General features: G+C 67.6%; 19 protein-coding genes and 1 other RNA gene. 12 read left to right on the top strand and 8 right to left on the bottom strand.

Annotated features, from left to right (window positions below):
* Window positions 1–21: 21 nt before the first annotated feature.
* Complete coding sequence (ruvC, locus tag E0E05_RS14470; RefSeq protein WP_131617357.1) at window positions 22–534, bottom strand: crossover junction endodeoxyribonuclease RuvC; 513 nt, start codon at window positions 532–534, stop codon at window positions 22–24.
* A 127-nt stretch (window positions 535–661) separates the two neighbouring features.
* Between ruvC and E0E05_RS14465 the strand changes: the two genes are divergently transcribed.
* Window positions 662–1,420, top strand: a complete 759-nt coding sequence (locus E0E05_RS14465; protein ID WP_131617356.1) for a sulfite exporter TauE/SafE family protein — start codon at window positions 662–664, stop codon at window positions 1,418–1,420.
* On the opposite strand, the gene E0E05_RS14460 is transcribed toward E0E05_RS14465, so the two are convergent.
* Together E0E05_RS14460 and E0E05_RS14455 are read right to left on the bottom strand one after the other, a co-directional pair.
* Window positions 1,417–2,340, bottom strand: coding sequence for a DMT family transporter (locus E0E05_RS14460; RefSeq protein WP_131617355.1), 924 nt, complete (start codon window positions 2,338–2,340; stop codon window positions 1,417–1,419). The two genes, E0E05_RS14465 and E0E05_RS14460, sit on opposite strands and share 4 nt — an antisense overlap.
* Window positions 2,337–3,086, bottom strand: coding sequence for a YebC/PmpR family DNA-binding transcriptional regulator (locus E0E05_RS14455; protein ID WP_131617354.1), 750 nt, complete (start codon window positions 3,084–3,086; stop codon window positions 2,337–2,339). The genes E0E05_RS14460 and E0E05_RS14455 overlap by 4 nt, the downstream gene beginning before the upstream one ends.
* Window positions 3,087–3,176: 90 nt before the next feature.
* Here E0E05_RS14455 and E0E05_RS14450 point away from each other — a divergent pair, with 90 nt between their 5' ends.
* The 4 genes from E0E05_RS14450 (at window position 3,177) to E0E05_RS14435 (ending at window position 5,266) form a co-directional block, all read left to right on the top strand.
* Window positions 3,177–3,458: a hypothetical protein gene (locus E0E05_RS14450; protein ID WP_131617353.1), complete on the top strand. Its 282-nt coding sequence runs from the start codon at window positions 3,177–3,179 to the stop codon at window positions 3,456–3,458.
* Entirely contained in the window at window positions 3,452–3,925 is a 474-nt protein-coding gene (locus E0E05_RS14445; protein WP_131617352.1) for a GFA family protein, read from the top strand. Before E0E05_RS14450 ends, E0E05_RS14445 begins: the two co-directional genes overlap by 7 nt.
* Window positions 3,926–4,003: 78 nt before the next feature.
* Window positions 4,004–4,852: an MBL fold metallo-hydrolase gene (locus E0E05_RS14440; protein ID WP_131617351.1), complete on the top strand. Its 849-nt coding sequence runs from the start codon at window positions 4,004–4,006 to the stop codon at window positions 4,850–4,852.
* A 60-nt stretch (window positions 4,853–4,912) separates the two neighbouring features.
* Window positions 4,913–5,266 carry a hypothetical protein gene (locus E0E05_RS14435; protein ID WP_244597741.1) on the top strand — a complete coding sequence of 118 codons (354 nt, stop codon included), beginning with the start codon at window positions 4,913–4,915 and terminating at the stop codon, window positions 5,264–5,266.
* A 25-nt stretch (window positions 5,267–5,291) separates the two neighbouring features.
* Here the strand turns inward: E0E05_RS14435 and E0E05_RS14430 are convergent, their stop codons facing one another.
* The 5 genes from E0E05_RS14430 to E0E05_RS14410 form a co-directional block, all read right to left on the bottom strand.
* Complete coding sequence (locus E0E05_RS14430) at window positions 5,292–6,113, bottom strand: TIGR00282 family metallophosphoesterase (RefSeq protein ID WP_131617349.1); 822 nt, start codon at window positions 6,111–6,113, stop codon at window positions 5,292–5,294.
* A gap of 9 nt (window positions 6,114–6,122) precedes the next feature.
* A complete protein-coding gene (locus tag E0E05_RS14425; RefSeq protein WP_131617348.1) occupies window positions 6,123–6,722 on the bottom strand; it encodes a 5-formyltetrahydrofolate cyclo-ligase in 600 nt (199 codons plus the stop codon).
* A 6-nt stretch (window positions 6,723–6,728) separates the two neighbouring features.
* Window positions 6,729–6,884, bottom strand: a non-coding RNA gene (gene ssrS, locus E0E05_RS14420) — 6S RNA.
* A gap of 91 nt (window positions 6,885–6,975) precedes the next feature.
* Window positions 6,976–7,329, bottom strand: a complete 354-nt coding sequence (locus tag E0E05_RS14415; protein WP_131617347.1) for a cell division protein ZapA — start codon at window positions 7,327–7,329, stop codon at window positions 6,976–6,978.
* Between the two features lie 25 nt (window positions 7,330–7,354).
* On the bottom strand, window positions 7,355–7,627 hold the full coding sequence (locus E0E05_RS14410; RefSeq protein ID WP_131617346.1) for a DUF4164 domain-containing protein: 273 nt from the start codon (window positions 7,625–7,627) through the stop codon (window positions 7,355–7,357).
* Window positions 7,628–7,897: 270 nt separating this feature from the next.
* On the opposite strand from E0E05_RS14410, the gene tkt reads away from it, so the two are divergent.
* The 7 genes from tkt (at window position 7,898) to E0E05_RS14375 (ending at window position 15,306) form a co-directional block, all read left to right on the top strand.
* On the top strand, window positions 7,898–9,901 hold the full coding sequence (gene tkt / locus E0E05_RS14405; protein ID WP_131617345.1) for a transketolase: 2,004 nt from the start codon (window positions 7,898–7,900) through the stop codon (window positions 9,899–9,901).
* A 58-nt stretch (window positions 9,902–9,959) separates the two neighbouring features.
* The gene (gap, locus tag E0E05_RS14400; protein ID WP_131617344.1) at window positions 9,960–10,961 is read left to right on the top strand and encodes a type I glyceraldehyde-3-phosphate dehydrogenase; all 1,002 of its coding nucleotides are present in this window, start codon (window positions 9,960–9,962) and stop codon (window positions 10,959–10,961) included.
* 15 nt (window positions 10,962–10,976) lie between these two features.
* Window positions 10,977–11,549, top strand: coding sequence for a putative glycolipid-binding domain-containing protein (locus E0E05_RS14395; protein ID WP_131617343.1), 573 nt, complete (start codon window positions 10,977–10,979; stop codon window positions 11,547–11,549).
* Between the two features lie 84 nt (window positions 11,550–11,633).
* Window positions 11,634–12,062, top strand: a complete 429-nt coding sequence (locus tag E0E05_RS14390; RefSeq protein WP_210215720.1) for a RidA family protein — start codon at window positions 11,634–11,636, stop codon at window positions 12,060–12,062.
* Between the two features lie 2 nt (window positions 12,063–12,064).
* Window positions 12,065–13,258, top strand: a complete 1,194-nt coding sequence (locus E0E05_RS14385) for a phosphoglycerate kinase (protein WP_131617342.1) — start codon at window positions 12,065–12,067, stop codon at window positions 13,256–13,258.
* Between the two features lie 147 nt (window positions 13,259–13,405).
* Window positions 13,406–14,428, top strand: coding sequence for a class I fructose-bisphosphate aldolase (locus tag E0E05_RS14380; protein WP_131617341.1), 1,023 nt, complete (start codon window positions 13,406–13,408; stop codon window positions 14,426–14,428).
* Window positions 14,429–14,508: 80 nt separating this feature from the next.
* On the top strand, window positions 14,509–15,306 hold the full coding sequence (locus E0E05_RS14375; RefSeq protein WP_131617340.1) for an SGNH/GDSL hydrolase family protein: 798 nt from the start codon (window positions 14,509–14,511) through the stop codon (window positions 15,304–15,306).
* The last annotated feature ends 80 nt before the right edge of the window (window positions 15,307–15,386 follow it).

The following is a 15,386-nucleotide window of genomic DNA, read 5'->3' as shown; positions in this document are numbered from 1 at the left end:
TCAAGAACACTAGCCGCAGCGTCACACCCCCGCCAGCCGTCGCTGCAGTGCCGCCGCGCCGCGGTGATGGCTGTGGCAGATGGCGATGGCGAGCGCGTCGGCGGCGTCCTCGGTGTCGAACACGGCTTTCGGAAGAAGCGTGCGCACCATCATGGCGATCTGGCCCTTGTCGCCATGGCCGACGCCGATCACCGCCTTCTTGACCGCGTTGGGCGCGTATTCGGCCACGGGCAGCCCGGCGCGGGCGGGCACCAGCATGGCGATACCGCGTGCCTGGCCGAGCTTCAGCGTCGCGGCGGCATCCTTGTTGACGAAGGTCGCCTCGACGGCGGCCTCGTCGGGCGCATGGCGGTCCAGCACCGTGCCGAGCCCGTCATGGATCTGGCACAGGCGCGCGGCGAGATCGGCCGCGCCGTCCGAGCGCACCGTGCCCGCCGCGACGAAACCCAGCCGGTTGCCGGTGGCCTCGACGATGCCCCAGCCGGTGCGCCTCAGCCCCGGATCGATGCCGATGATGCGAATCGTTTCGTTCATGTCTGCCTCGCGCTCAGGCTAGACCGCTAGCGGCACGATGTGAACAAAAAGAAAACAGGCGTATCGCTGCGGTTGCGGCTTGTGGTCGCTGCAAGCGCGTGCCAGAGCCGCCGGGCGGGAGGATCGCATGGGCTGGTGGACGCTCGAGACCGGAGCGGCGTTGTGGGCGGTGATCGCAGCGGTGGCGGTCGCCGGCGTGGTGCGCGGCTTTTCGGGCTTCGGTACGGCGATGATCGTCGTGCCGATCGCGGCGGCGGCCTACAGCCCGCAGATCGCCGTCGTCATCGTGGCGCTGATCGACACGCTGCCGATGGTTCCGCTGATCGCCGCTGCCTGGCCCCGCGCCGACTGGCGGCAACTGCCGCCGATCCTGGCCGGTTATGCGATCGCGCTGCCGCTCGGTCTGTGGTTCCTGATCGCCGGCGATCCGACGTTGCTGCGCTGGTTCATGTCGGTGGTTATCTTCATCGTTGTCGCCGTGCTGTGGAGCGGCTGGTACTATACCGGCCCGCGCAACCTGCCGGTGCGGATGGCGGTCGGCGGCATGTCGGGCTTTCTGGGCGGGGCCGCCTCGATCGCAGGCCCGCCGGTGATCCTCTACTGGATGGCGCTGCGCACCGGGGCGGGAGTGGTTCGCGCCAACCTGATCATCTTTCTGGCCGCCGCGGAGCTGTTTGCGATCGCCGGGCTCTATGTCAGCGGGCTTTTCACGGCGCGGTCGGTCAGTCTGGGCATTGCCTGCATGCCCGTCTACCTGGTGGCGCTTTTCGTCGGTGCGCGCCTGTTCGGCATGGCCAGCGAGGCGGGCTACAGGCGCGTCGCGCTGATCATCGTCGCCTGCGCGGCCCTTCTGGCGCTGCCCGCGCTCGACGGCCTCAGGAGCTAGTCGACGTTGCGGGCCGGCTGGACGAGAAACAGGCCGATGGCCATCATCGCCACCGCGCCCCACACCCATCCCGAATAGCTCTCGCCCAGAAAGACGATCGAGAAGGCGAGCGCCGCGCCGGTGACGATGTAGGAGATCTGGGCGGTGAAGACGACGCCGGCATAGGCGATCAGCCACATGTAGCCCGAATAGGCGACGGCATGGGCCAGGCCCGAACCGGCGATCGCATATTCGGGCGCCCGCCAGGGCTGGGTCAGGTCGACCCAGGTGCCGGTGGAAATGGCCAGCGGCGCCGAGATCAGCGCGCCGGCGATGCAGGCGGCGAACAGGGCCGGGATCGGATGCAGGCCGGCCGGGGCGTCCTTGGCCATGTAGTTGCCCTCGGCCGCATAGCAGAACGGGGCGACGAGCGCGACGACAAGCCAGGGCGCCATGGACCGGTCCGGCAGGCTGGCCTCGGGCAGGGCGATCAGCATCATCGCGGCCACGCCGAGCGCGATCCCGGTCACGCGATGCAGGGCGAACCGTTCGTTGCCGATGCCAAGCGCGATCATCAGCGCCATCATCGGCACGGTGGCCAGTGCGACCGCGACGATGCCGGCGGGCAGATGGCTGACGGCGGTGTAGGAGAAAAGGCCCGGCAGCAGCGTGCCGATCAGGGCGATGAGGATGTAGAAGCGCAGATGGTGCGCATCGAAACGCAGGCGGTCGCCGCGCATCGCCGTGACGATGCCGAGCGCGGTGCCGGCGAAGACGAACTGCCAGAAGACGAGGCCCATCGGGTGGTGGCCGGTCGACACGGCGACCTTGGTGAGCGGCTGTCCCGCGCCCCAGAACAGGCCGAACAGGACCAGCGCGCCAAGGGCGATAAGCAACCGGACGGGGCGTTTGGGTGCGCCGGCGGTCGCCGGCGCGCTCATGCGCTGAGCCGTTCCATCACCTCTTCGGAAATGTCCTCGTTCGAATAGACATTCTGGACATCGTCGTCCTCGTCGAGCGCATCGAGCAGCTTGAACAGGGTCTGCGCGCGGTCTTCGTCGATCGGGGTCAGATTTTGCGGCTTCCAGATGACATTGACCGATTCGGCTTCGCCGAGCTTGTCGGCGAGCGTCGTCGAGACCGCGCCGATATCCTCGAATGCGCACGTGATCGTGTGGCGGTCCTCGCCGCTTTCGACATCCTCGGCGCCCGCCTCGATGGCCGCTTCCATCACCGTGTCGGCGTCGCCCGCATCGGGCTTGTAGACGATCTCGCCGACCCGATCGAACATGAAGGAGACCGAGCCGGTCTCGCCGAGCGAGCCGCCGTTCTTGGAAAACGCGGCGCGGATATTGGACGCGGACCGGTTCAGATTGTCGGTCAGCGCCTCGACGATGATGGCCACGCCGCCGGGGCCGTAGCCCTCGTAACGCATCTCCTGATAGTCGTCGCCGCCGGCGCCCGAGCCCTTGTTGATGGCGCGCTCGATATTGTCCTTGGGCATCGACTGGCCCTTGGCGTTCTGCACGGCGAGGCGCAGGCGCGGATTCATGTCCGGGTCGGGGCCGCCACCGGTCTTGACCGCGACGGTGATCTCCTTGGACAGGCGCGAGAACAGCTTCGAGCGCGCCGCGTCCTGCCGCCCCTTGCGGTGCATGATGTTCTTGAACTTCGAATGACCTGCCATGACAGACCTGTTTGTCTTGACGTTTGTGCAATCCCGCGCGCTTTTAGGGACAAAGCCGGCGCGCGTCCAGCGCCCCAGAACGAGGATCCCATGACCGAAATCGGCATCGCCGTCGCCGCCATCGCGCTGATGATCTGGCTGTTTCTGAAGGAGAACACCCGGCGCGGCAACAAGACCGTGCGGGCCTATCTGTTCATGAAGGCGCTCGAGGAGGGCAGAAGCGTGGAGGAGGCCAACGCCGCCGCGCAGATCGATCCAAAGGCCATCCCGAAGCGGGATATCCACGCCACCATGGCCTACCTGCAGGAGCACCATCGCGGGCGGCAGGGCCCGCTCCTGAAGAAGGCCGAGGCAGCCGGCCTGAAATGGTAGCGCGAAACGACGAAGCGGGGTTCCGGCAGGAGGGCGGCTGCCAGTGCGGCGCGGTCCGCTACGTGCTGACCGAGCGGCCGCAGACCGTCTATTGCTGCCACTGCACCGAGTGCCAGAAGCAGGCGTCGTCCGCCTTCGGCATGTCGGTGCGCGTCAGGCGAGCGGCGCTCACCGTGCATGGCGAGACGGCGAAGTTCGGCAAGGTCTCGGGCGACAGGCGGACCGTGTGCGAGTTCTGTCCTTCCTGCGGCAGCCGGCTCTTTCACAACCGGCCCGCCTATGAGGACATGCTGAACGTCAAGGGCGGCACGTTCGACAGGACCGACTGGCTGAAACCGGCCGGTCACATCTGGCTGCGGTCAAAACAGGCCTGGCTTTTGATCCCCGAAGGCGGGTTGCGCTATCGGGGTCAACCGGACAGTTTCGATGCGCTGGTCGCCGCCTATGGCGCGCAGTGGGGACGTTGAGCCGGCGCCAGACTGGCCGATCCGCCGCGGTGATCTAGTTGGGAGAGGGCCGAACAACCGCGTGACCGGAGTGTCTCGATGCGCCACTTTCTCTCCGCACTTGTCCTGACCGCCATCGCCTTCGCCCTGCCCGGGCCGGTGCCGCCGGCCCAAGCCCAGACCGACGACGAACCGGTCAGCCAGTGCCTTGCCATCGCCCGCTCGCTGCCGCGGGTGATGTTCGCCTCGGCCATGGCGAGCCCGCTCGAGACCGATGCGCATGGCGACGTGACCATCACCTTCGCGGGCCATTCCACCTACCGCATCGACACGCCGGCCGGGGTGACGATCGCGACCGATTTTTCCGGCGTCTACGGGCACACGCCGACGCCGCGCGTGATCACCATGAACCGGGCCCATTCGACCCATTACACGCTCAATCCCGATCCGGCGATCGAGGTGGTGCTGCCGGGCTGGGACAACACCGATCCGCGCGGGGCCGACCATGACGTGGTGGTCGACGACGTCTATGTGCGCAACGTCACCACCGACATCCGCCGCTGGGATTCCAGCGGGCTGACGGCCAACCAGAACTCGATCTTCATCTTCGAGACGGCGGGGCTGTGCATCGGCCATCTGGGCCATCTGCATCACCGGCTGACGGAGGATCATTTCGCGCAGATCGGACGGCTTGACGTGCTGATGGTGCCGGTCGACGGCGGACTGACCATGGCCCATGACGGCATGGCCGAGATCACCACGCGGCTGCGCTCGTCGATCGTGCTGCCGATGCATCTGCGCGGCAATTCGGTCAACCGGTTCATCGCGCTGATGGGCGAGGAGTGGGCGGTCGATTTCCTCGACGGCGACGCGATCACGGTCAACGTGCGGGATCTGCCCGAGCGGCCGACGATCATGGTTCCGGCAAGCCTCGCCCGGCGGGGCTGAACGGAACCGTCCCGAAACGGACGTATTTCCATGTTGGGAACGTCCACCAAGGAGCCCGCCATGAACGCACATGCCTTTGCCGCCAGAACCGCTGTCATCGCCCTTGCGGCCACCGTCCTTGCCACCGTCTCGAGCCCGGCCGACGCGATCGAGCGGCTGCGCAGCGACCTGAACCGGTGCGCCGACGTGCAGGCCACGGTGCAGCGCCAGGGCGCGGTCATCCTGCGCTATCCGTCCACGCGGGTTCCCGACTATTTCCTCTATGACCGCTATGTTTCCGGCCTGAGCCAGTGCCAGCTGGGCGAGGAACTCGAGCGTGAGACGGTGCCGGCGGCCGATACGGCCTCGTGCCGGGTCTATACCTGCAAGCGCGCCGAGCCGAAATTCAACGACGAGCTGCTGTTCCGCTTCTGAGGCGTCGAACCGGACGCGCTTGCGCCTACCACCAGTCTGGCACGGTCTCGGCGAGGCGCGGCCCGATACGCACCGGCGCGATCCGCTCGCAAAGCCCCGTGCGGTCGGAGATGTCGGCCGTCACGCCGCACAGCGTGCCCGGTCCGCTGGCCGCCTCGAAGCGGCCCTTGGGCACCTTGGTCAGGAACCGGTTGAGCGGCTCGTCCTTGTCCATGCCCAGCGAATGGCCGTAGTCGCCGCACATGCCGACATCGGACATGTAGCCGGTGCCGCCGTCGAAGATCATGTGATCGGCGGTCGGCGTATGGGTATGCGTGCCGACGACGAGGCTGGCGCGGCCGTCGACGAAGTGGGCAAAGCACACCTTCTCCGAGGTCGCCTCGGCGTGGAAATCGAACACGACGCAATCGAAGTCGTGGCCGAGCCGGACGTTCTCGAGCTGCCGCTCGGCCGCCATGAAGGGATCGTCGAGATCGGGCGCCATGAAGACGCGGCCCATGATGTTGGAGACCATCACGCGGGCGCCGTTGCGCGCCTGGTAGACGCCCATGCCGCGGCCCGGCGTACCGTCGGGATAGTTGGCCGGGCGCAAGAAGCCGGCATGCCGGTCGGCGAAGACGAGCGCCTCGCGCTGGTCCCAGACGTGATTGCCGGTGGTCATCACGTCGGCGCCCGCATCGAGCGTGTCGGTCAGGATCTGTTCGGTCACGCCGAAACCGCCCGCCGCGTTCTCGCCATTGACGATGACGAAGTCGATGGCGTGGTCGGCGATCAGGCCCGGCAGCTTGTCGTACACGATGGCGCGGCCGGAACGGCCCACCATGTCCCCCAGAAACAGCAATCTCATCGGCTCGTCCTATCCCCGCCGTGCGAACTCCTGCAAGCCGTTTTCGGTCAGCACTGTGTCAAGTGGCACATCGTGCGGCTGCGCCGGCACGGCGGCGACGCGTTGGCATTCGAACGCAAGGCCGACGAGACGTGGGCGGTGGCCCGCCTCGTGCAGGCGCGCGATCGCCCGGTCGTAGTAGCCGGCGCCGTAGCCGATCCGGTTGCCGGCATCGTCGAACGCGGCGAGCGGCATCAGCATCAGCGCCGGGTCGAGCGGTTCGGCATCCGGGCCGGGCGCGAACGTGCCGAAGCTGCCCTCGAGCAGCGCCACGTCCGGCTCGTAGTGCCGGAAGACTATGGTCCTGCGGTCGATGACGGCGGGCAGCACGATGGTGGCGCCGCGCGCCGCAAGCGCTTCGAGAAGGGGGCGGGGATCGATCTCCGAGCGGATCGGCCAGAAGCCGGAGACCACGGTGGTCGCATCGACGGGGAACATGTCGGCATGACCCGCCAGCACGTCGGCGGCGCGGGCGCGGGTTTGGGCAGGCAGCGCGTCGCGGCGGGCCAGCGCCTCTTCGCGCAGGGCCGCCTTCAGGGCCCTGATTTCGTGGTCGTTTGCGCCGGTCATGGGAAGTTGCCAACCGCGACAATCGGTGGAGTGCGGCATCCCGGGAACCTACAGAAGTAGGTGGGTGCCAGTTGTCCGGGCCCACGAGCCCGGTCAGCGCCAGCTCCCTTAGGATGCGTAAGGCCCCGGGGAATTGTCTCCTGCCGCAGAGCGCAGTCGGCGAAGCGAATATAGGCGCGGTAGGCCCGCTCCGCCAGAGGTTCGATGCGGTCCGGATGCCGATTTCGGGGAAGCGCGGCTGGCATCGACGCGCTCAGGCAATCTTGGTGGTGATGGTTTCGATCTTGTCGGCCAGCGCGGTCAGCCGCTCGGTCAGCGTGTCGTCGATCCGGTCGGCCTTCGACAGCGCCTCGTCGCGGGTCTTGCGCACGCCCTCGAGCTCGGTCTCGAGGCCCTTGACCCGCTTCTGCAGCTCGGTCAGCTCGTCCATGATCATGATGCCGGCCATCACCGTCAGGCGCAGGTCGCCGATCTCGCCGAACGAACTCTTCAGGTGCGTGACATAGCGGTCGAGCCGGCCGGCAAGGTCGACCAGATGCTCCTCCTGACCCGGATCGCAGGCCATGCGGTAGCTCTTCTGGTCGATGGTGACGGTGACCTGGCTCATGTCGGCTTCTTTCCCGTTGCGGCCGTCAGCGGTCGAGCACCGCGCGGATCGTTTCCATCGCCGTCACCAGCCGCCGCGAGACCTCCTTGTTGACCTCCTCGAGCCGGCCGGCGCGCGCCTCGGCGTCGTCGAGCGCCTCGGCAAGGCGTGCCCGGTCGGCATTCAGCCGCTGCATTTCCTCGTCGGCCTCGGCATGCTCGCGGCGCGTGTCCGCCGATCGGTCGACCGCATCGTCGAGCGCGGAAAGCGCCTTTTCGAGACGGTCAAAGACCTGGGAGAGGGTTTGCGGACCGGTCATGGCGGGCTGGACTATGGACGCACGGGCAATGTTTGTCAGCAACAATAAGGCGTTAGCGTGGCTCGATGAGAGCGTGGTTAAAACTGCCCGCGCCGGGCCGAAAGGGCAATGGCAGGACCGCGCGGATGCACAGATTTCGCCCGCTCCGGCGGTCCCCGGCGGCTTTGTTGACTCAGGTCATCCACCTGCTATGTGTCCGGCGCAATTTTCAGGTCCGGAGCCGCCGTCCGCCCCACGCTCCGCATCAACCGACATCAGCGGAACCCAATCATGATTCCACGCGACAAACACGACCGTATGGCCAATGCGATCCGCGTACTGGCCATGGACGCGGTGCAGGCCGCCAATTCCGGCCATCCGGGGCTGCCCATGGGCGCCGCCGATATCGCCACGGTCCTGTTCACCCGCTTCATGAAGTTCGATCCCAAGCACCCGAACTGGCCCGACCGGGACCGGTTCGTGCTGTCGGCCGGCCACGGCTCGATGCTGCTCTACAGCCTTCTGTACCTGCTCGGCTACGAGGACATCACGATCGACGAGATCAGGAATTTCCGCCAGCTCGGCTCGAAGACCGCCGGCCATCCCGAATACGGCCATGCCGCGGGCATCGAGACGACCACCGGACCGCTCGGGCAGGGCCTTGCCAACGGCGTCGGCATGGCGATCGCCGAACGGCGGCTGCGCGAGGAGTTCGGCGCCGACCTCGTCAACCACAAGACCTATGTGCTGGCCGGCGACGGGTGCCTGATGGAGGGCATCAGCCAGGAGGCGATCTCGCTGGCCGGGCACCTGAACCTGTCCAACCTTGTCGTCATCTGGGACGACAACCGCATCACCATCGACGGCGACATCAAGCTGGCCGATTCGACCGACCAGATCGCCCGTTTCGAGGCCTCGGGCTGGGTGACCGAGCAGATCGACGGCCATGATCCGGACGCGATCGCGGCCGCGCTGGAGCGGGCGCAGACCGCCGACCGGCCGACCATGATCGCCGCGCGCACCACGATCGGCTTCGGCGCGCCGACCAAGGCCGGGACGGCCAAGGCGCACGGCTCGCCGCTCGGACCCGAGGAGATCGCCGGCGCGCGCGTCACCTTCGGCTGGACCGCCGAACCGTTCGAGGTGCCCTCGGACATTCTCGACGACTGGCGCGTCGCCGGGCTTTCGGCCTGCAAGCAGCGCGTCGCATGGCAGAAGCGCCTCGATGCGGCCGACAACGGCATCAAGAGCGAGTTCGAGCGGCGCATGCGCGGCGATCTGCCGGCGACCTTCGGCAACACGGCCGAGGCCTACAAGCGCAAGCTCGCCAAGGACAAGCCGACCGTGGCGACGCGCAAGGCGTCCGAAATGGCGCTCGAGGTTATCAACGAGGCGCTGCCGGAGACGCTGGGCGGCTCGGCCGATCTGACCGGCTCCAACAACACCAAGACCGAGCAAACCGCGCCGATCAGCGCCGAGGACTTTTCCGGCCGCTATATCCACTACGGCATTCGCGAGCATGCCATGGCCGCGGCGATGAACGGCATCGCGCTGCATGGCGGGCTGATCCCCTATGGCGGCACGTTCCTGGTCTTTTCCGACTATGCCCGCCCGGCGATGCGGCTTTCCTCGCTGATGGGCCTGCGCGTCGTCTACGTGATGACGCACGATTCGATCGGCCTTGGCGAGGACGGCCCCACGCACCAGCCCGTCGAGCATCTTGCCGCGCTGCGTGCGATCCCCAACCACCACGTGTTCCGGCCCGCCGACGCGATGGAAACGATGGAATGCTGGGAACTCGCGCTCGCCGAAGCCGAAACGCCGGCGACGATCGCGCTGACGCGGCAGGGCCTGCCGGCGGTGCGCGTCGAGCCGGCGCCGGAGAACCGGTGCGCGCGGGGCGCCTACGAACTTGCCACGGCCGGCGCCGACGCGGCGGTAACGATCTTCGCGACCGGCTCCGAAGTGCATCTGGCGCTCGAGGCGCGCCAGCGGCTCGAGGCGGCCGGCCATCCGACGCGGGTCGTGTCGGTGCCCTGCATGGAGCTGTTCGAGCGGCAGACGCCCGATTACCGTCGCGCGATCATCGGCAACGCGCCGATCCGGATCGCGATCGAGGCCGGCGTCGAGCAGGGATGGCGGCGCTTCCTGGGCGAGGACGGCGTCTTCATCGGCATGAACTCGTTCGGTGCGTCCGGCCCCTACAAGGCGCTCTACGAGCATTTCGGCATCACCGCCGACGCCGTCGTCGAGGCGGCCCAGGCACGCATCGCGCGCATGACCGACGCGGCCTGACCGCCGCGCCGGCGAGGCACGACCAAACCCAGACGATTCTGTCGATCAGGAGACGAACATGACTGTGAAGGTAGCCATCAACGGCTTCGGCCGGATCGGACGCAACGTTCTGCGCGCCCTCGTCGAACAGGGGCGCGACGATCTCGAGGTGGTCGCGATCAACGATCTGGGCCCGGTCGAGACCAACGCCCACCTGCTGCGCTACGACAGCGTGCACGGCAAGTTTCCCGGCGATGTGAAGGTCGATGGCGACACGATCGATGTCGGACGCGGGCCGATTCGCGTGACCGCAGAGCGCGACCCGGCCAAGCTGCCCTGGTCGGACGTCGATATCGCGCTGGAATGCACCGGCATCTTCACCGCCCGCGACAAGGCGGCGCTGCATCTGGAAAACGGTTCCAAGCGCGTGCTCATCTCGGCGCCCGGCAAGGACGCCGACCGGACCGTCGTCTACGGCGTCAACCATGATGCGCTGACCGCCGACGACAAGGTTGTGTCGAACGCCTCGTGCACGACCAACTGTCTTGCGCCCGTCGCGCACGTGCTGAACCAGGAGTTCGGCATCGAAAAGGGCTACATGACGACGATCCACGCCTACACGGGCGACCAGCCGACGCTCGATACGATGCACAAGGATCTCTATCGCGCCCGCGCCGCGGCGATGTCGATGATCCCGACCTCGACCGGCGCGGCCAAGGCGGTCGGCCTGGTGCTGCCCGAGCTTGCCGGCAAGCTGGACGGTTCGGCGATCCGCGTGCCGACCGCGAACGTCTCGGTCGTCGATCTGAAGTTCGTGCCGAGCCGCGACGTCACCGTCGACGAGGTCAACGCGGCGGTCCGCAAGTGGGCCGAACAGCCGCTCAAGGGCATTCTCGATTACGACACCGAGCCGAAGGTCTCCATCGACTACAATCACGATCCGCATTCGTCCAACTTCGCCGCGCCGCAGACCAAGGTGCTCGAAGGCAATCTGGTGCGCGTGATGAGCTGGTATGACAATGAATGGGGCTTTTCGTGCCGCATGCTCGACACCGCGGCGGCGATGGGCAAGCTGCTCTGACGCGCGGACGCGGCGATGGGGTTCCTGGCCGCATTCGAACGCACATGCCGCTGGGTGCCCGAGGACGGCGACGGGCTCGAGCATCTCCAGGTGCGGGTTGACGCCGACGGCGTGACCGCGACCGGCGTCGTGATCGGCGCGCGTGGCGGCCGGCCCTACGGGATCCGCTACCGGATCACCTGCTCGGCCGACTGGCGCGTGAGGGCCTTCGCGGTCGACGATTGCGAGGGCGGCAGGCTCGCCATGACCTCGGACGGCGAGGGCCGCTGGCGCGACGAGGCCGGCGCGCCGATGCCCGCCTTTGACGGGGCGATCGACATCGATCTTTCCGGCTCGCCCTTCACCAACACGCTGCCGATCCGGCGGCTGGCGGCACACGCGCCCGGCCATGCGGAGCGGTTCCGGATGGTCTACATCCCGTTCGCCACGCTCGTGCCGGAGATCGACGAGCAGCGCTACACCTGCGTCACGCCATTGTCGGCGTATCTCTATGAGGCCGTCGACCGCTCGTTCGAGGCGCGGCTGCCGGTCGACGACGCGGCCATCGTCACCGACTATCCGACCCTGTTCCGACGCCGGGACGTGTGAGCGGGCCGCGCCGATTATCGTTGAATCGACGGGCGTTTCTTCATAGGAAAAAGCCTCGTTGACAGTTTGAACCGACACGGCCCGATGACAGCGCGGACCAACATCAACCGGCCCGACGTCTGGCGCACGCCCGGCTTTCCGATGAACCAGGGTGTGGTCGAACCGGAAGGCCGACGGGTGCACCTGACCGGTCAGGTGGCCTGGGATGCCGATTTCAACGTGCTCCACGCTGGCGACGCAGAGGGCCAGACCCACGCCGCGCTCGACAACATCGAAAACGTGCTCGAGGCGGTGGGCGGCACGCTCGACGATGTCGTTTCGATCGTCACCTATTTCGTGCGCGCCGAGGACAAGGCGGCGATCAGCCGGGCACGGAAGGCGCGGCTTTCCCCGGCGTCCGGTCCGGCCGCCACCGGCATCCAGGTGGCCGGCCTGTGGGATCCCGACCTTCTCGTCGAACTGGCCGCGATCGCCGTCGTGCCGCATGAGCGTTACCATGAGCCCAAGGACTGACGATGCCCTTCAAGACCCTCGATGACCTGACCGACATTGCCGGCAAGCGCGTTCTGGTGCGCGTCGACCTGAACGTGCCGATGGAGGACGGGCACGTGACCGATGCGACACGCATCGAACGGGTCGCGCCGACGATCACCGAACTGTCGAACAGGGGCGCCAAGGTGATCCTGCTCGCCCATTTCGGCCGGCCGAAGGGCAAGGTCGTGCCGGAGATGTCGCTCAAGCCGGTGGCGCGCGCGGTCGAGGAGGTGCTCGATCATCGCGTCTTCTTCGCCGCCGACTGCATCGGCGAAACGGTCGCCGGCCCGGTGGCCGAGATGGCCGGCGGCGACATCGTGCTGGTCGAGAACCTGCGCTTCCATGCGGGCGAGGAGGCCAACGATGTGCAGTTCGCAACCGCGCTCGCCGCGCAGGGCGACATCTATGTCAACGACGCGTTCTCGGCCGCCCACCGGGCGCATGCGTCGACCGAGGCGCTGGCGCGGCTGCTGCCGGCCTATGCGGGCCGGGCGATGCAGGCCGAACTGGAGGCGCTCGAAAAGGGTCTGGGCAATCCGGCAAAGCCGGTCGCGGCGATCGTCGGCGGCGCGAAGGTTTCGACCAAGATCGATCTTCTTGAAAACCTCGTCGGCCGGGTCGACGCGCTGGTGATCGGCGGCGGCATGGCCAACACGTTCCTCGCCGCCAAGGGCGTCGATGTCGGCAAGTCGCTGTGCGAGCACGATCTGGCCGACACGGCCAATGCGATCCTCGCCCGGGCGACGCAGACCGGCTGCGCGATCGTGCTGCCGATCGACGCGGTGGTGGCGCGCGAGTTCAAGGCCGGCGCGCCGAGCGAGACCGTGCCGGTCGACAAGGTGCCGTCCGACGCGATGATCCTCGATGTCGGCCCGGCGACCGTCGCCAAGGTCAATGGCTGGATCTCCCAGGCGCGCACGCTCGTGTGGAACGGACCGCTGGGGGCCTTCGAGATCGAACCGTTCGATGCGGCGACGATCGCGGCGGCCCGGCACGCGGCGGCCGAAACCGCGCGCGGCAAGCTGGTCTCGGTGGCCGGTGGCGGCGACACGGTGGCCGCGCTCAACAAGGCCGGCTGCGCCGAGAAGTTCAGCTATATCTCGACCGCCGGCGGCGCCTTCCTTGAATGGATGGAAGGCAAGACGCTGCCCGGCGTTGCGGCGCTTGAGGCCTGAAATCGCTGGGCTTTTAACCCTGCCGCGAGAATTCAACAGCTTTGAACCGGTTTAATCGGTTTCAATCGATTGAGAGGTCCGCCGCCGTCTTTGACCGTGCAAACCGGTCTGCTAAGTCCGCTCCAAAGCTGCGACGGAGACATGGACATGAGCGAACGGCTTGAGGATATCGCCGCCAAGATGATGGCGCCCGGCAAGGGCCTTCTGGCGGCGGACGAATCGACCGGCACCATCAAGAAGCGTTTCGATTCGATCGGCGTCGAGAACAGCGAGGACAATCGCCGCGCCTATCGCGAGATGCTGTTCCGCACCGACGCGGCGATGCGCGATCACATCTCCGGCGTGATCCTGTTCGAGGAGACGCTCTACCAGAAGGCGGCCGACGGCACCCATCTGGCCGAACTGATCAGTGCGGCCGGCGCGGTGCCGGGCATCAAGGTCGACAAGGGCGCAAAGGCGCTCGCCGGCTATCATGGCGAGACGGTTACCGAGGGCCTCGACGGGCTGCGCGAACGGCTCGACACCTATTACGACGCCGGCGCGCGTTTCGCCAAGTGGCGCGCGGTGATCGCCATCTCCGATACGCTGCCGACGCGCTATGCGATCCACGCCAACGCCCACGCGCTCGCCCGCTATGCGGTGCTGTGCCAGGAGCAGGGCATCGTGCCGATCGTCGAACCCGAAATCCTCATGGACGGCGCGCCGGGCGACCACTCCATCGACCGCTGCGCGCAGGTCACCGAGGCGGTGCTGACCGAGGTGTTCGCCGAACTGCACGAGGCGCGCTGCCTGCTCGAGGGCATGGTGCTCAAGCCGAACATGGTGATCGACGGCCAGAACGCCCGCAAGGCCTCGGTCGACGAGGTCGCCGAAAAGACGGTCACCGCGCTCAAGCGCACCGTGCCGGGGGCCGTTGCGGGCATCGCGTTCCTTTCGGGCGGCCAGTCCGACGAGGAGGCGACCGCCCACCTTTCGGCGATGAACGCGATGGGCGATCTGCCGTGGCCGCTGACCTTCTCCTATGGCCGTGCGCTGCAGGCGGCGGCGCTGGCGGCCTGGGGCGGCAAGGCCGAGAACGTCGGCGCGGGGCAGCAGGCGTTCGCGCATCGCGCAAGGATGAACGGACTGGCCGCGTCGGGCCAGTGGAGCCGCGAGCAGGAGGCGGCGTGACGAACCGCGCCGCCGGGCATCTTCCAACCGGCGCCAAAACCGCCTAACATCAGGGTCCTGCGAAGGTTTGCGGCGGGACCATGGCCGATCTGACGAAACCGCCGACGACAACGGCGCTCTATAGCTGGGCGATGTTCCCCGTCTATGCGTGGCAGGGGGTCCGGCTTCGCATGCGCATCGAGCGGCTTCTGCCCGCGCCCGTGCCGACCATGGGCGCGCTCGAGGGCAACAGCGAACCGGTGCGGCTGCTGGTGCTGGGCGATTCGACGGTCGCCAGCGTCGGCATGGAAAGGCTCGAGGACACGCTCGCCTACAACATCGCCAAGGCGATCAACGAGCGCGCCGGCTGGCCCGTGCAGTGGCGTGCGGCGGGCGGCAACTCGGCCACCGCCTCGGACATTCGCGACCATATCCTGCCGCATATCGAGGAGCGCGACTGGACCCATGTGGCGCTGTCGGTCGGCATCAACGACATGAAGAACTTCCACGTCGTGCGTCGCTTCAAGCGCGACTTCGGTTCGCTCTTGTATGCCCTGCGCACCCGGTTTCCGCGCGCCAGGATCATCTGGTGCCCGATCCCCGACATGCGCCAGTGCCCGGCCCTGCCGACCGCGCTTGGCCGCATCCTTGCCGCCCGGGCCGAACTGATCAACGCGATGGGCGCGCGCATGTGCCGCGAGCGCGGCGCGATCGTCACCGAACCGGTGCCGCCGCAGACGGGCGACGCGTTCGCGCGCGACGGCTTCCATCCAAACGGCAACGGCTATCGGATCTGGGGGCGGCACTTCGCCCAGTGGATCGCGCCGCCCGAGGGGCTGAGCGATCCGTTGCCCGATGCCACGATGCCGCACGTGACGCCGCTGCGCCGGGCCGGATAGCGGTCGCCCGCGCCTGCAGAACGAGGCGCGCGCCGGCCAAACCAATGTCGGATGGACGCGGGGGGCGCGGTTCCCCTAAG

This window comes from Roseitalea porphyridii (genome assembly GCF_004331955.1).
Classification (GTDB): domain Bacteria; phylum Pseudomonadota; class Alphaproteobacteria; order Rhizobiales; family Rhizobiaceae; genus Roseitalea; species Roseitalea porphyridii.
This window is presented reverse-complemented; position numbering and strand designations above follow the sequence as displayed.

What these genes read in the sequence shown, in the direction of transcription:
- ruvC (WP_131617357.1), bottom strand. Translation starts at nt 534, where the DNA reads ATGAACGAAACGATTCGCATCATCGGCATCGATCCGGGGCTGAGGCGC.
- E0E05_RS14465 (WP_131617356.1), top strand. Translation starts at nt 662, where the DNA reads ATGGGCTGGTGGACGCTCGAGACCGGAGCGGCGTTGTGGGCGGTGATC.
- E0E05_RS14460 (WP_131617355.1), bottom strand. Translation starts at nt 2,340, where the DNA reads ATGAGCGCGCCGGCGACCGCCGGCGCACCCAAACGCCCCGTCCGGTTG.
- E0E05_RS14455 (WP_131617354.1), bottom strand. Translation starts at nt 3,086, where the DNA reads ATGGCAGGTCATTCGAAGTTCAAGAACATCATGCACCGCAAGGGGCGG.
- E0E05_RS14450 (WP_131617353.1), top strand. Translation starts at nt 3,177, where the DNA reads ATGACCGAAATCGGCATCGCCGTCGCCGCCATCGCGCTGATGATCTGG.
- E0E05_RS14445 (WP_131617352.1), top strand. Translation starts at nt 3,452, where the DNA reads ATGGTAGCGCGAAACGACGAAGCGGGGTTCCGGCAGGAGGGCGGCTGC.
- E0E05_RS14440 (WP_131617351.1), top strand. Translation starts at nt 4,004, where the DNA reads ATGCGCCACTTTCTCTCCGCACTTGTCCTGACCGCCATCGCCTTCGCC.
- E0E05_RS14435 (WP_244597741.1), top strand. Translation starts at nt 4,913, where the DNA reads ATGAACGCACATGCCTTTGCCGCCAGAACCGCTGTCATCGCCCTTGCG.
- E0E05_RS14430 (WP_131617349.1), bottom strand. Translation starts at nt 6,113, where the DNA reads ATGAGATTGCTGTTTCTGGGGGACATGGTGGGCCGTTCCGGCCGCGCC.
- E0E05_RS14425 (WP_131617348.1), bottom strand. Translation starts at nt 6,722, where the DNA reads ATGACCGGCGCAAACGACCACGAAATCAGGGCCCTGAAGGCGGCCCTG.
- E0E05_RS14415 (WP_131617347.1), bottom strand. Translation starts at nt 7,329, where the DNA reads ATGAGCCAGGTCACCGTCACCATCGACCAGAAGAGCTACCGCATGGCC.
- E0E05_RS14410 (WP_131617346.1), bottom strand. Translation starts at nt 7,627, where the DNA reads ATGACCGGTCCGCAAACCCTCTCCCAGGTCTTTGACCGTCTCGAAAAG.
- tkt (WP_131617345.1), top strand. Translation starts at nt 7,898, where the DNA reads ATGATTCCACGCGACAAACACGACCGTATGGCCAATGCGATCCGCGTA.
- gap (WP_131617344.1), top strand. Translation starts at nt 9,960, where the DNA reads ATGACTGTGAAGGTAGCCATCAACGGCTTCGGCCGGATCGGACGCAAC.
- E0E05_RS14395 (WP_131617343.1), top strand. Translation starts at nt 10,977, where the DNA reads ATGGGGTTCCTGGCCGCATTCGAACGCACATGCCGCTGGGTGCCCGAG.
- E0E05_RS14390 (WP_210215720.1), top strand. Translation starts at nt 11,634, where the DNA reads ATGACAGCGCGGACCAACATCAACCGGCCCGACGTCTGGCGCACGCCC.
- E0E05_RS14385 (WP_131617342.1), top strand. Translation starts at nt 12,065, where the DNA reads ATGCCCTTCAAGACCCTCGATGACCTGACCGACATTGCCGGCAAGCGC.
- E0E05_RS14380 (WP_131617341.1), top strand. Translation starts at nt 13,406, where the DNA reads ATGAGCGAACGGCTTGAGGATATCGCCGCCAAGATGATGGCGCCCGGC.
- E0E05_RS14375 (WP_131617340.1), top strand. Translation starts at nt 14,509, where the DNA reads ATGGCCGATCTGACGAAACCGCCGACGACAACGGCGCTCTATAGCTGG.